Origin of the sequence: Methylocaldum sp. 14B (genome assembly GCF_002005105.1) — a bacterium.
Taxonomy (GTDB): domain Bacteria; phylum Pseudomonadota; class Gammaproteobacteria; order Methylococcales; family Methylococcaceae; genus Methylocaldum.
Genome location: NZ_MSCV01000032.1, coordinates 45493 through 59940 on the forward strand (window position 1 = coordinate 45493; position 14448 = coordinate 59940).

General features: G+C 54.9%; 9 protein-coding genes and 1 pseudogene. 7 read left to right on the forward strand and 3 right to left on the reverse strand.

What is annotated here, in order from left to right; genetic code table 11:
- Positions 1-93 precede the first annotated feature (93 nt).
- The 3 genes from B2A78_RS20025 to B2A78_RS20035 all read left to right on the forward strand — a co-directional run bounded on the left by B2A78_RS20025 (position 94) and on the right by B2A78_RS20035 (position 4347).
- The gene (locus B2A78_RS20025) at positions 94-375 is read left to right on the forward strand and encodes a chromate resistance protein ChrB domain-containing protein (RefSeq protein ID WP_276205412.1); all 282 of its coding nucleotides are present in this window, start codon (positions 94-96) and stop codon (positions 373-375) included.
- Positions 372-1352 (forward strand): YncE family protein, encoded by a 981-nt coding sequence (locus B2A78_RS20030; protein ID WP_077731820.1) that lies wholly within the window; start codon positions 372-374, stop codon positions 1350-1352. The genes B2A78_RS20025 and B2A78_RS20030 overlap by 4 nt, the downstream gene beginning before the upstream one ends.
- A 391-nt stretch (positions 1353-1743) precedes the next feature.
- Positions 1744-4347 carry a DNA phosphorothioation-associated putative methyltransferase gene (locus B2A78_RS20035; protein ID WP_077731821.1) on the forward strand — a complete coding sequence of 868 codons (2604 nt, stop codon included), beginning with the start codon at positions 1744-1746 and terminating at the stop codon, positions 4345-4347.
- A 199-nt stretch (positions 4348-4546) separates the two neighbouring features.
- Here B2A78_RS20035 and B2A78_RS20040 read toward each other — a convergent pair whose 3' ends face one another.
- A complete protein-coding gene (locus B2A78_RS20040; RefSeq protein ID WP_077731822.1) occupies positions 4547-5734 on the reverse strand; it encodes a cysteine desulfurase family protein in 1188 nt (395 codons plus the stop codon).
- A 151-nt stretch (positions 5735-5885) separates the two neighbouring features.
- Here B2A78_RS20040 and B2A78_RS20045 point away from each other — a divergent pair, with 151 nt between their 5' ends.
- The 4 genes and pseudogenes from B2A78_RS20045 (at position 5886) to B2A78_RS26740 (ending at position 11085) form a co-directional block, all read left to right on the forward strand.
- Complete coding sequence (locus tag B2A78_RS20045; protein WP_077731823.1) at positions 5886-6845, forward strand: DUF4007 family protein; 960 nt, start codon at positions 5886-5888, stop codon at positions 6843-6845.
- Positions 6845-10249 (forward strand): ATP-binding protein, encoded by a 3405-nt coding sequence (locus B2A78_RS20050; RefSeq protein WP_077731824.1) that lies wholly within the window; start codon positions 6845-6847, stop codon positions 10247-10249. The genes B2A78_RS20045 and B2A78_RS20050 overlap by 1 nt, the downstream gene beginning before the upstream one ends.
- A 68-nt stretch (positions 10250-10317) precedes the next feature.
- Positions 10318-10500: pseudogene (locus B2A78_RS26735) on the forward strand (hypothetical protein); the annotation flags it as partial.
- Between the two features lie 63 nt (positions 10501-10563).
- A complete protein-coding gene (locus tag B2A78_RS26740; RefSeq protein ID WP_240502609.1) occupies positions 10564-11085 on the forward strand; it encodes a hypothetical protein in 522 nt (173 codons plus the stop codon).
- A gap of 11 nt (positions 11086-11096) precedes the next feature.
- Here B2A78_RS26740 and B2A78_RS20060 read toward each other — a convergent pair whose 3' ends face one another.
- A complete protein-coding gene (locus B2A78_RS20060; RefSeq protein ID WP_077731826.1) occupies positions 11097-12590 on the reverse strand; it encodes a restriction endonuclease in 1494 nt (497 codons plus the stop codon).
- Positions 12591-14441: a hypothetical protein gene (locus B2A78_RS20065; protein WP_143735242.1), complete on the reverse strand. Its 1851-nt coding sequence runs from the start codon at positions 14439-14441 to the stop codon at positions 12591-12593.
- Positions 14442-14448 lie beyond the last annotated feature (7 nt).

The window sequence follows — 14448 nt, forward strand, 5'->3', positions numbered from 1 at the left end:
CAGACCGAATGATGCATCGTGGCACAGTCGACCGACTTCAAACAGGAGTTGAACCGTTCCATCCAACACCATCTGATGTAGGCTATCAAACCAATTCGTTTTCGACGGGGCCTCTTCACCCATGTTGGCGACAAGGCGACCTTCGAAACCCTGCAAGCGAGTTTCGGTCTTGCCGATCCGGCCTTGAACCGGATCGGCGCCCTCATGCGCTGCCTCGATGCCGGGGGGATTCGCCCGGCCGGGACTAGCGGTATCGTACGGGTGTTGGTGGACTTGCAGGAAACGATCCCCGAAGACGACCGCCTGTTCGAACTGGCCTCGGGCGTGTTCAATGAGTTGTACGCAGCCTTTCGCAAAAGGAGTCAGAAGCAATGAACGGTCTTTATTTCCTGAAAAGCCCGGTATGCGCCTCGATTCTATTGGTCCTTTGCAGCCTCCGGCTCGGCTGGGCGGAAGAGTCGCCGCCTCTGGCGGGGACGGCCTATGTGACCTCCTGGTTCGGCGGCGGCGTCGCCATGGTTGATCTTGCTTCCGGCGCGGTGAGGCAGACGATTCCGGTCGGCATCCACAACCACAACGTGGCCTTGCGGCCGGATCAGAAACAGGCCTGGGTGACGAACAACAACGCCGGCACGGTGGCGGTCATCGACACCGCGGGCAATACGGTCATCCGGTCCCTCGCCACCGGCCTGGGGCCGCGCCACACGTACTTCAGCCCGGACGGAAAGGAAGCCTACATCACCAACGAATTCGAGAACCGGGTGGAAGTCTTCGATACGGAAACCCTTGCATCATTGCGCACGTTCCAGGTAGGCCACATGCCTCATTTCGCGCTGGTGGCCGGCGACCAGGTGTTCGTCACCAATTTCGGCGGCGGCGATGTGACTGTGTTCTCTCGCTCGAAACGGAAGACGCTCGCGACGGTGCCTGTGGGGGCCGGACCTCTGGGCGCGGGCGCCCTCAAGGACGGCAAGCGCGTCTACATCGCCTGTCACAACGCCAATCACGTGGCAGTGATCGACGGAACGACCCACAAGCTGATCACCCGCATTCCCACCGACGCCGGGCCGGTACAGGTCACGGTGACGCCGGACCAGACCCGTGCCTATGTCGCCAACGACGGGGCCGGCACGGTGCAGAAAATCGATCTCGCGACCCACCGCATCGTCAAGACCATCCCCATCGCGCCGGACGCCGGCAGCCACGGCATAGGTTTCGCTAGCGGCGGGCGCTGGCTCTTGATCACCAACACCGGCGCAGGCACCGTCTCGGTGATCGACACCAAGACGGACGAGGTAGTAAAGACTATCCCCGTGCCCAAGGCCCCGGAAGGCATCGCCGTCAAACGCTGAACTCCTTACCCTTCACGCTGTAACCTGGCTGCAGTCTAACAATCGTGTAGCGACGTAGGGTTTGAAAAAGTTTGTCATAGCGGAGCCGGATTTTTTCTGACGCTGCGGACGATGGAATGAGGTATAAAAGGGAGAAGTGTTCTGTCCCGACGGAGCCTTTATGAGGTCGCTGGGCCTCTGGAAATAAACAGGCGCTCAGTTTGGTTGTGATCTCGAATAGAGGCCGTACCCACCGCAAACCCTACCGGGGAGATTTCCCCATATAAGGGCAATCCCTCCGAGTTCGCTTAGGAGGGAATCATTGCGAGGAGGCTATGAGAATCTGTACAACAACGAGTATTTTTGGCTGTTGAACATTGATCTTGACTACCGATAAGCTTTCGGTTCGAAGATGTCCTCTGTTGGGAAAAATGTTGCCCAAAATTTATATATCCACCTCTCCGCACTTGACCCGAATGATAAAGAGAGGCGTGAGCTAATCCTGACCGCCTCAGCCCTCACTGACACGTGTCCAGGTCAAGATTTCAACGTCGTCAAATTCAGCCACGATAGCGCACGGCTCACGCTGCTCGATTACCCTGGTTTCTTCGAGGAGGGGTTCCCGGCTCTCAAGCGATATTGGACCGTCGATCTCGGCAACGGCACTGTCCATCTCCGCGCCTACGAAGGCTCGCTCAATCCTCCCATTTTGCACCGCAAGGAATTGCTCCTAACCTTGGAGCATCCGCAATTCGCCGAATTTGCCGCGCTAACTTCCGCCGCCGAGCAAATCGGACTTTTCGACGATACCACTCGCATCGGCTTCCAACAGGCTTGGAGTACTCTGCTGGCGCAAAAAGGCTATCGTGTCGTCGGCCATCAGCTGGTGCCTATCGGCAATGAAGAATCGGATGTCGACGATGAGCTTCAACATAAGGCTTTTCGCGGCGTTGCCCGCTATCTTACCGCGCTGACGCGCTATGGTTTTTCCGCGCCAGTACAAACGCTGGCCCGCTTCGGCTTGCTCGACGGGTGGAAATCCGTGTTCGACTATGGTTGCGGACGCGGTGACGACTTGCGGGGATTGCGGGAGAACGGCATTGAGGCGGCAGGCTGGGATCCGTATTACGCCGCAGACAGGGAGAAGCGAACGGCGCACATCGTCAACTTGGGCTTCGTCATCAACGTCATCGAAGACCCAGTCGAGCGCATGGAAGCCTTGCGTGGTGCCTATGCCTTGGCCGATGAGTTGCTGGTCGTCTCGGCCATGCTGGCCAACCCGGAGTCGGTCCGCGGCACCCCTTATGGCGACGGCGTGCTAACCGCGCGCAACACCTTTCAGAAGTACTACACCCAAGGCGAATTGCGCGCCTATCTTGCCGAGGTATTGGACGAAGAGCCGATACCGGTCGGCCCCGGCATCTTTTACGTCTTCAAGGACAAGGAGGCCGAGCAGCGTTTCATGATCGGACGCCAGGTCAACCGCCGCAATGTCTTGAGGATTGCACATTTGTCTCGGCCAGAAAAACCGGCCCGACGAGATAAAGCCGAGGAAAAATACCAGCAGCACCGCACGCTGCTAGAAGCGCTCTGGGAAACCTGGCTTAGGTTAGGGCGAGAGCCGGACCGCAGCGAAATTCCAGCTAATGGTCAAATAGATAACCTTCCTCTTGGATATGGCCGAGATGAGGGTGATCTCAATCAAACCTCATTGAACCTATCGGCAATCACAACCCACCTCGGTTCCCTCCCGGCCGCTCTTCGCTTCGTCAAATCCCACAAAGATTGTGCCGAGGCGCTACTCGAACAAGCCCGCAGTTCCCGAATTGATGATCTAAGCGTCTATTTTGCTCACCTGCAGTTCGAATCTCGCAAACCCTATCGCTACTTGGAAAATCGCCTGCGAAAGGACGTGAAGGCCTTTTTCGGCGACTACTGCGGAGCGCTAGAAGCAGGTCGGGAACTCCTTTTTGCCGCCGGCAAGCCTGAAAACATCGACGCCGCCTGCCGGGAGGCAGCCGAGCGAGGAATCGGGTGGCTGGAAGAGAGTGAATCCCTCACTTTGCCAACCGAACTTGTGGTACAGCTCCCGCCGGTGCTGCGGACCTATGTCGGCTGCAGTCTACGCCTCTACGGCGATGCCACCAGCGCCGACCTCATCAAGATTCATATCCGTTCCGGTAAGCTCACCCTCATGAGCTTCGACGATTTCCCGGGCAGGCCTCTGCCGCGCATGATTCAGCGCACCAAAATCAAACTCCGGGAACAAGATCTGGATATTTTCGAGTACGGTGAAGCCTACGAACCACCCTATCTCTATCGCAAGTCACGCTACATCAACGAAGAATTCCCGAATTACGCAGAGCAACTGGCCTTCGAGGCAGAGCTTGAAAAAGCCGGCTTGCTCAACTTCACCGGATATGGCCCCAAACCCAGCGAATTTGATGCCCATCTTGCCCAGACTCGGTGGGAAATCGATGGCTTTCAACTCGTGCGTAGTCGGACTATCCCAAAACTCGAGGATCCCTGCGGCCACCATTTCACCTATCGGCAATTGATCGAATGCGGGGAGACCCAGGCGCGCACCGGTCTTCCCAATCGTCCCAAGGAGCCGGACAGTTACACAGCGCTATATGAATTGGCCACGAACATCCTGGATCCAGTGATCGACTACTTCGGCATGATCAAACTCACTTACGGTTTCTGTTCGGCCGAACTCGCCAAGCACATCAAAGGACGCATCGCGCCCAAGCTGGATCAACATGCTGCCCATGAGCGCAACCGCTTGGATAAACCCGTCTGTCTCCGATTAGGCGCGGCGGTGGACTTCATCGTCGAGGATGAGGACATGGAAGAGGTCGCACGCTGGATAATGGCGAACCTGCCTTTTGATCGGCTGTATTACTACGGCGCAGATCGACCTATCCATGTAAGCTATTCGGAATCCCGATTGGGAGAAGCCTGGGAGCTGCGGCCGCAAGCCGAAGGCAGGAAGGTTCCAAGAGCCTTTAGGTAATCGAGGCTGCGCCTTGATACCTTGATATAAGTAAGCTGGCTCGCGGACCCCCTATGGTCAACCTAAAGCTTCGTCGATATAGATGATCTTTGCGGGGAAGATGAAGGAGGTGATGCCCGCGTGGTCTGCCACAAGTAGAAGACCGTTTACAGATTAGATGCTACCGCTCTTCGGTAGAGGCGCGGGCAATTGTGCGAAATCACTCGAAATGGGCGGAAGGGATTTTTGAAAGCCGCTCCAATGCCTGACCTATCAGGCCGACAGCGTCCTCGACATCACTATCGGTTGTCCCAAAGCCAAGGCTGAAACGGATCGAGGCTTCGGCTTCATCACCGGTCAAGCCGATGGCTTTCAGAACGTGGGACGGTTCCGGGATGCCCGATGTGCACGCCGAACCGGTCGAGGCGGCAAGACCAGGCTGAAGCGCATTCAGGATGTCATGCGCCGATAACCCGGGGAACACAACGTTTACATTACCGGGATGCCGGTTTTCACCTCTTGGACCGTTGAGCCGGACAGGCCACGGCAGGCCGAGCAACTTTTCCAGAAAGGTGTCGCGTCGTTTGCGCAAGATCGAGCGCTCCTTTTCGTTTGCTTGGGCTACAAGAATTTCCGCCGCCGCGCCCATTCCTATACACAAAGCTGCGGGCAAGGTGCCCGAGCGCAGACCGTTTTGCTGCCCGCCCCCATATATCAGGGGCTCAATCCGGTCTTGAAGATCCCTGCGTATATAAAGAATGCCAATACCTGCCGGACCGTACATTTTGTGCGCGGATAGGCTCAAGAAATCCACGTCCCGAGCAAGCGACTCCAGGTTCATGGCGACAGGCGCTTGCGCAGCATCGCAGTGGAAGAGCGCTCCCGCTTTTCGAGCGGCTTCGGCGAGGCCATTAATGTCTTGGATCGTTCCGATCTCGTTATTCACGGCCATGATCGATACGGCAAGCACGTCGTCGTCCAGCGCATCCTCCAGGTCCGACACGGACACACGGCCGTCCTTGTCTACAGGCAGGTGCTCGACCGTGTAGCCGAGCTTCTGTTCCAGAATGCGCGCGACTTCGAGCACGGATTTGTGCTCAACTGCACTGACCAGAATCTTCCGCCGCGCGCCCGCAGTTTCGTGCCTGCCAAGACCGAGAAGGGCAAGGTTGTTCGCTTCCGTGGCCCCGGACGTGAAAACAATCTCGTCCGCATCGGCACCAATTAGGTTTGCGATGCTGTGCGCCGCCTCAGCCACAGCTCGGGAAGTTTCCCATCCGACTCGGTGATCCGATGCATGAGGATTTCCGAACTTCTCCCTGAAAAACGGAATCATTTTCTGTAAAACACGTTCATCGACCGGGGTGGTCGCTTGGTGGTCGAAATACAGAGTTCGCGAAATTCTCATTATAATTCATTGGCCTATGGGTTTAGGTTTTGATGGCTCAGACCGATTGAGAGCCCGCGGTTCCTGGGGGGAATCTCCAGCCTCAGATTGACCATAGCACAGGCGTGCGTTAGAGTCGAACTGGAGACATCATCCAGTAGCCGGAGGAGACATGGCACGCGGACCACTTTATCAAGACACCTACAGTCCACAATTCTCAGGACACGAAACATTCCCCTTGCGCTACGGTTGGCTGAAAAAGGTGTATGACCGCGTTTCCGAAACGGAACACAATGCAAATAACAGGTCCGCCTGTTGGGACGATGATGCCATCGCGCGTTTCGGGGTCGGCAAAAACATGGTCGGCTCCATGCGCCATTGGGCGAAAACCGTCGGCATTATCGAGGAGCCGCAGGGGACCAATTCGGTTCGAACCACCCGGCTTGGCCACATGCTGTTCGGGCCGGAGCGCCTCGATCCCTATCTCGAGAATCCCTCTACCCTTTGGTTAATCCATTGGCAGATTGCAGCCCACCCTGAAAAAACAACGTGGTTTTGGGCGTTCAGCCATTTCCCCGCTGTAACCTTTGAGAGAGAGAGCCTGACAAAAAAACTCGAACGCCTTGCAAAGGAGCGCAATTGGTCGCGTGCGTCGAACGCCACAATAAAGAACGATGTTGCCTGCTTTATCCGCACCTATGTCGCCCGTCAGCCTTCCGGCAAGACCGGACATGACGATGCTCTTGAATCACCGCTCACCGAATTGGGGTTGATCAAGGCGATCGGCAAAAGGGACGGTTTCCGTTTCGTGCGCGGCCCCAAATCAACATTGGGGCACGGTGTATTTGTCTATGCGCTGATGGATTTCTGGCTGCGGTACTCCAACGCGACGACATTGTCGTTCGAGGCCATAGCCCATGAACCGGGCGGGCCGGGGCGTGTATTCGCCTTTGAAGAAAACGATGTGGCCGACCGTCTCGCCGCTCTCGATGAGGAGACAGCCGGTGCGCTCCGATGGTCCGAAACCGCCGGCCTAAAGCAGGTTGTGCGTAACATCGATATCAGCGAAGATACAAAATTTTCCTATCTACAGATGGATTACGCCGAGCATGCAGGAAGGGAGGCAGCCTGATGCCATTGAACGAACGCGTCCGTATCGCCCGACGTTTCCTGAGATCCGTCCGTATTGATTCGGATCTTGGCGAAGCGGCGGCTCTTGATGGATTCATTTGCCCTCAATCCTCCGCTGAAGTCCTGATGACATTGGCGCGCCACGTTTCGGAAACCGGACAGGGGGCGTTTACCTGGACCGGGCCATATGGCAGCGGCAAATCAAGTCTTGTTATTGCCCTGAGCGCATTGCTGAACGGCAATACTGAATTGCAGGAGCGGGCGGTCAGAGTTTTTGGCCAGAAACTCACGAAGACGATTTGGGATGCCCTACCGACAGGAACAGAGGGATGGCATGTTGTGCCGGTCGTCGGGAGACGTCACGCTCCCGTCGAAGTTATCGGAGAAGCTGTTCAGAGAGCCGGGATCGTGCACTGTGTGCCACACGGAGGATGGAATGAAAGCAACCTTATCGCGGCGCTGACAGAGGCGGTGGCGTCCCAGACTGGGACGCATGGCGGCCTCATCCTGTTCATCGACGAGATGGGCAAGTTTCTTGAAGCGGCTGCGCAGGATGGATCCGATATTTATGTTTTTCAAGAACTGGCCGAAGTTGCCTCGCGCAGCAAGGGGCGTTTGCTGGTCATTGGCATATTGCACCAGGCATTCGAAGAATATGCGCATCGCCTTTCTCACGAGGCGCGCGATGAGTGGGCAAAAATTCAGGGGCGTTTCATCGACCTTGTTGTCAACACCGCAGGCGAAGAGCAGATCGACCTGATCTCGCGTGCGATCGAAAGCGATCATCATCCCAAAGAACCCGGCAAGCTGTCGTCCACGATCGCTGCTTTTGCTCGCCGTGAACGCATGAATGACGCCGCCCGTTTGGCCGCGATGCTTGAATCCTGCTGGCCTCTGCATCCGGTTGTGGCCTACCTGCTCGGGCCGATATCGCGGCGTCGCTTCGGCCAGAACCAGCGCAGCATCTTCGGATTTCTGAATTCATCGGAGCCGTATGGTTTTCAAGATTTCCTGAACCATGCCAATGACGATGAGTTGTATGGTCCGGACCGCCTGTGGGACTATCTTCGCGCCAATCTGGAGCCATCCATTCTGGCCTCGCCGGACGGTCATCGCTGGGCTCTGGCCGCCGAGGCCCTTGAGCGATGCGAGTCTATAGGGGGCGATGCCCTGCACATCAAACTGCTCAAGACCATCGCCGTCATTGATCTGTTCAAAGAACGCTCGGGACTAGTCGCAAATTTCGAATTGCTGTGCGCCTGTCTGCCTAGATCATCTCCCAAGGACATCAGAACAGCGTTGTCCGACCTAGACAAGTGGTCGTTCACAATCTTCAAGAAGTTCTTGGATGCCCACGCCATATTCGCCGGAAGCGACTTCGATATCGACCAAGCCGTGCGCACGGCGCTAGAGGAAATCGACGAGATTGATTTCAAGCTCCTCAAATCCCTAGCTGGCCTCCAACCCGTTCTGGCCAAGCGGCACTATCATAAAACCGGGGCGCTGCGCTGGTTTGAAGTCAACATCGTCCCGTCGAGCGGCGTTATTGACTTTGCTGCTCACTACAAACCCGAGAACGGCGCGATCGGGCAATTCCTGCTTATTATTCCCACCGAAGGGGAAAGCGAAGAACGCGCGCAGGATCTTTGCCGCAAGGCGGCGCGCTACAGCAAGAACGGTAGTCACAAATGGGATATCGTTGTCGGCATTTCCAAACGTTCCTGGGCGATTGTTCCTTTGGCGCGGGAATTGTTTGCGCTGGAAAACGTGAGCAACAATCATGCGGAACTGGCTGGAGACCCTGTTGCCCGACGGGAAGTTTCCGCACGTCTCGCAGAGATGCAGGCGCTGCTGGAAATGGAACTGCATAAGGCCTTTGACACCGCATTGTGGTTCCGCAAGAACTACCCACCAAAACCCCTGCGCTCGGCTGAGCTGAACGGCATTGCGTCCGAACTTGCGGATCACCGGTTTGACCAGTGCCCGCAATTGCACAATGAGTTGCTGAACCGCCAGAAGCCGTCGAGCAACGCCATTGGCGCACAGAATATCTTGTTGCGGCGCATGGTCCTCAACGAAGGCGAGCCGCGTCTTGGCATCGACGGGTTCCCGGCCGAGGGCGGTCTTTTCGCGTCCATTCTTGAATCAACCCGGCTCTACATACATACGGCCACGGGATGGCGCTTTACCGCACCAGGGCAAGGTGAAGCCGATCCTTGCCGCTTGGCCCCGCTATGGGAAGCTGCTCTAGACCATATCAAAGAGAATGCCGGCCGGACGATCGCGGTCTCTGAGCTGTTCGATCTCTGGCACCGACCCCCGTTTGGCGTCAAGGATGGGCTTATGCCGGTTCTCGCTGTTGCGTTCATCCTTTCGCAACGCAATAAGTTGGCCGTTTACCGCGAGGGCATATTCAGGGCGCGCTTCGACGATGTCGATGTCGAATACCTGGCGATGGATGCGGCGGCTATACAGTTGCGATGGATGGACCTGAGCGATGTCTCCCGCCGACTGCTCTCCGGCATGGCAGAGATCGTTCGCGATCTCGACAGCACCAATGCTCTTGTACATCTGGAGCCTATCGATGTCGCGCGCGGCCTTGTGGCGATCTACGATCAATTGCCCGCGTGGACCAAGCGAACCATGCGCTTGTCTGCGAATGCCGTTCGTGTCCGCGACCTTTTCAAACGCGCAAAGGACCCCAATAAGTTCCTGTTCGATGACATTCCGGGAACGCTTGGCGAAGACGTTGCGAACCTTAATGAGGAAGCCCTGCGTCGGATCGTCGGGGGAGTCCGGGAAGGACTGGAGGAACTGGTGCACGCCTATCCCTCAATGCTTCACCGCTTGCGTGACATCATGCTCTCGGAGTTGCAGGTTCCGAATGTTTCCCCGCAATCTCTGGCGGAGTTGCGCGATCGTGCCGAGAACATCAGGCAACTTGCCGGCGACTTCAGGCTGGAAGCCTTTGTCGGCAGGCTCTCGCAATTCGATGGAAGTGTCGAGAGCTTCGAGGGCATCGCTAGTCTTGCCGCGAACAAACCGCCGCGCGACTGGGTTGACCCGGACCTGGACAAGTCCGGCATTGAAATTGCCGATATAGCCCAGAAATTCATTCGCGCGGAAACATACGCGCGCGTGAAGGGGCGTCCCGAGAAAAGACAGGCCATGGCCGTTGTGATCGGCATGGACGGCAGACCGGCGCCGCTCCTCGAAGAGTTTGACGTTGCCGACACGGACCGTGCAACGGTCAACGACCTGATCGAACGCGTCACCGCTGCTCTCGAAGAGGCGGATACCAGCCGGCGCAGTGTCATCTTGGCGGCATTGGCTGAACTCAGCGCACGCTACATGCAGACAGCATTGCCTGCGGGCAAGGACGGGAAAGGACGAACGGCCTCTTAACGATGGAACAGGTGAAACATGTGCTTGGCCTTTCCGGCGGCCGCGATAGCGCGGCGCTCGCCGTTTACATGCGTCAGCACCATCCCGAGCTGAGCATCGAGTATTTTTTCACGGATACCGGCAAGGAGCTGCCCGAAGTCTATGAGTATCTCGGACGGCTCGAAGGCTTTCTCGGGCAGCCTATACGGCGGCTGAACCCTGACCGCGATTTCGATTTTTGGCTCAAGCAGTACAACGATTTCCTTCCATCGCCACAGAGCCGATGGTGCACGCGTCAGCTCAAACTGCGGCCATTCGAGCACTGGCTTCGTCCCATGTTGAACGATGGATTCACCATCTACAGCTATGTGGCTATCCGGAGTGATGAAGAGTATCGTGAAGGATACTCGTCAAAGCACGACAAACTCGTCGTCAAGCTGCCGTTTAAGGAAGCAGGTATCGACAAGGCCGGAGTCCTTGAAATCCTAGATGCCGCCGGGCTTGGACTACCAAAATATTACTCATGGCGGACGCGCAGCGGATGTACATTCTGCTTTTTCCAGCAGAAGATCGAATGGGTTCGGCTAAAGGAAGAGCACCCGGAAGCATTCGAGGAGGCCAAGGCTTACGAAAAAGACGCCGTTGAACATGGATCACCCTTCACATGGAGTCAGGGCGAATCGCTTGAAGAACTCGAACGGCCGGAACGGATCGAGCAAATCAAGCAGGATCATGCGCAAAGGCTTGCCCGCATGCGCTCGAAAACTCTTCCTAATCCCTTGCGGCCAGACTCCGAACCCCTCGATATCGACGATCTCTATGGCAAGGCAAAAGTGTGCCTAGCATGTCACAAATGACAACTACTAGATCAAATACTTGATTCTAAACCTGACCGTAATTCCAAGAGGTTTGGATAGCGTACAGCTACATCCGGGTGACGACGCAATCGACTTTCAATATCACTGGCTTCCCACCACTCCGTACGAAAACAAGTTCTTCTTCTCAAACTCTCTAGATAGTCTACTAACGCCGAACTTATCTTAGGATAAGCGATTAAAAGATATGCATCTGCTTCATAATGTTCAATTGTATCGCGAATATCTTGGACGTCCCGCTTACCCAATGTCTTTGAGCGTGATTTCACTTGTGCTATGACGCGAAGCGGTCTAACGCCACCTGCGTGAATTCCTTCATGATTCGGAGACGGAGAAATGTTCACACTACTATTTTCGTGTGAAAGTGGCGCGGACCAATCTATCAAGATATCTCTTCCGCCATCCCGATCATTGATTCCTCCAACGGCTTTTGCTCGAATTATCCCTGGCTCCCGCCGTAAAAGGTCAAGACAGATGCCTTCAAAATCTTCGGCACTAATAGGATCTTTCCATTTAACAGCAGAGTCGGCAAAGAATACTAGATTTTCGGAGGCTCGCCGCTTTAGCAGGAATTCTCGTTCGCTCTCAAACAGCTCTTTACCGCAATTTTCTCTAATTGCGATGACAGTTTTGTCACCTACAAAGAGGCAGTGGCTATCAATAGGCAAGATAAATGGATCCTTATTTCCATCACCAGTAATAGAGAGGATTCTTTGCGCCTTGCGTATTACAGTATATGGGACAGCGTTAGGTATACCATTCGCAAATAAGGCAAGTGCATCTTCTCCCCTTGCCTTAGACGCTTGGAAGGGAGTGAGAATACTTTTTAAAGCCATCAGGCGAATTCTTGGCATTCTGACAATTGTTATACCTCTTTCGTATGATGCAAAATAAATCCATAACGGGTATTTTCTGTAACTAAGAATGACATCTCGAGGCTGCCGCAAAAACCTAAGCACTGCGTCAGCCCATGCTGGACTGCTTTCGTCAGATAAGGGCGGTAAAGAGGGTCGTCTATGATTTTTGCAACGCCCCCAAGCAAACACATCATCTAGCAGATGGAAACCAAAGGCGGTCCAAGCGTTCATGGATTTGCGTGCATCTGCGAAATCAGCATCCCGTGACAAGCTCCATGGACATTGTTGTAGAACGAGATGGCGGGCTCCAAGTTCGCCGGGAACGACAACGTGAGGCTCATCTATTAGCCACGGGGAGCTAAGACCAAATGCACGCAATAATGCAGCCCAAACAAGCGAAAAAACGTCGTGTATATCACTGCGATCACCGTCAAACTGCCAACCCGATGTTCTGACAGCACCCCACAGAAACCCTTCTTCCTCATTCTCAAATTCTATTGGCGTTTCCATTAAACGAAATGGCTCATGCGTCTGCTCCGAGCATGAGAAAACCGGAGGCTTTCGCAGAGTTTCCTTGCCTCCAACATGGATGGCCGATACTGCCTTTGATAAGATATCGTTGGATTCCATTCATGTCTCCACGGACGGCAGGATATCACGTATGTTCATGATAATAGCTCCGTTCCGATGGTTTCCGCGCACTGGATCACCTTCGTTTTTCCATTCATTTCGGACAAGGTGCATATATACAAGATTGTCTATTCCTGTCTCAGGCGTCAGTAAGTTGTCTTTCAGAGGCACATTAATCAAGCCCCGTTCGAACCGCTCGAAAAAACCCAAATCCGCTTTCATGGTAGCCAAGCTCTGGTGTGCAGCCGTGTGCACCTCTTGAGCCTGCAACTTTTGGATTGTGCTCCGGAGCGCATCACAGGCCGCTTCGCTGAGTACAAGATGATCAACCCTATTGGGATCCTCGCCGCGCCCCACAAAGCAGACAGCATCCGTCAATGCCGGAATTTCAATAGGGCTGGGTCTTGCATCCGGTGACACCACATAAAGAGAAATCGCAACCGGAAAGGTTGCGGGGGGATTTGCGGGTTGGCCAATACGTCCCATATCCGCCAACATCTTTTGCTGAATCTCGATGGCATACATCTCGCGGATGCGGCCTAGCCGTTCATAACCCTTACCTTTATACAGTAGCTCACAGAGTGTCTTCAAAGGGATTGTCTGACGGCCTTTCAAATTCCACCGAATCCAATACCTTGATCCGTCGGACGATGTGAATATCGGAGTTTTCGCCGCTGTAGAACCGTAAGACCAATCCCGAGCGGACAGCGGCTTAAGAGAGCCAGGTAAAACCAGTATATTTTCTGTTCCGCACCGAGCCAAATCGCAGGCTGGCGTTACAATGAGAAGTACATGGTCTGTCGCAGCACCGGAATCTTGATCTTTACATCGCAGGATGTCTCCGAATTGAAGTTGAGGAATATCTCCGGTACTAGAAAGTTTGAGTCGCTCTACATGCTGAAAAACCATGCGGTGGGCAAGCTCTTGGAGGTCAGGGGAACCTGCCAAATGCGGTGCCGGATACTGGCTAAGCTTGATTTTGTTCAGTTCCTGGGCTGCTGCAATCGTACCGGAATTAGCTTCTATCTCATGCTGTAAAACACGATCGGCAACATCTAGGAGATACTCACCGAGCTGTTGTCCCTCAAAATCGAGCAGCAGAGCTCTAATTTGTGCGAGGTCTGGCAAATCGAGGCGCCGTAGAATCTGTAAAAAGTTCTTCCGTGCCTGATCCAAACCACTGTCCCATGTATGGACAAACCGGGCGATGCGCATTGCATCTTCGTAGTGGCTGGCCAACCGCGTCAACATCGTCTCCAACATACCATCCTTAGCAAGGTCTGCTTTGCTTACGACTCGAAAGGTGGAACCAAGAAGACCGGCATTGTCACGAAAATCGTTTCGCTTCTCCCACAAACGAGGACTTCTTGACATGAGGACGACTAGAGGTGGCTTCTGTTCGCGGCCTGAGACGAGTTCTGTGACTCGCCGGATTGCGCGTTCCATATCATTCTCGGACTGCTGGCGTCCAAGGAACAAATCGACGAAGATCAAATCAGCTTCGTTCGCCCCCTCGTCGAGTTCGCGTCCCATGGTCGCGCAAGTCAAGCCTATGCCCTCCAAGGCGGTCACAAGAGCGTCGAGCCCCGCCCGTTCCCTGGTGCTAGTAGTTTCGTACTCACTGAAAAGTGGATCGCATGCGCCGGGCGGTAGGCTCTTCCGATTTTCCCAAAGAATACTGATGAACTCCTGGGAAACCCGCAAATCATCACTATGCGTTGCTTCGTATTGTGGATATATCTCCGCTAGTCGTTTATGACCGGTTTCCCCAAGATCATCAAAGAAAATCGTCCAGTCCGCATCATTCAATTCATCGGGACGAGGCACAGCATCGAAAACGTCGTCAATCACGACCGCC

What these genes read in the sequence shown, in the direction of transcription:
- B2A78_RS20050 (WP_077731824.1), top strand. Translation starts at nt 6,845, where the DNA reads ATGCCATTGAACGAACGCGTCCGTATCGCCCGACGTTTCCTGAGATCC.
- B2A78_RS20035 (WP_077731821.1), top strand. Translation starts at nt 1,744, where the DNA reads ATGTCCTCTGTTGGGAAAAATGTTGCCCAAAATTTATATATCCACCTC.
- B2A78_RS20040 (WP_077731822.1), bottom strand. Translation starts at nt 5,734, where the DNA reads ATGAGAATTTCGCGAACTCTGTATTTCGACCACCAAGCGACCACCCCG.
- B2A78_RS26740 (WP_240502609.1), top strand. Translation starts at nt 10,564, where the DNA reads ATGTTGAACGATGGATTCACCATCTACAGCTATGTGGCTATCCGGAGT.
- B2A78_RS20045 (WP_077731823.1), top strand. Translation starts at nt 5,886, where the DNA reads ATGGCACGCGGACCACTTTATCAAGACACCTACAGTCCACAATTCTCA.
- B2A78_RS20060 (WP_077731826.1), bottom strand. Translation starts at nt 12,590, where the DNA reads ATGGAATCCAACGATATCTTATCAAAGGCAGTATCGGCCATCCATGTT.
- B2A78_RS20030 (WP_077731820.1), top strand. Translation starts at nt 372, where the DNA reads ATGAACGGTCTTTATTTCCTGAAAAGCCCGGTATGCGCCTCGATTCTA.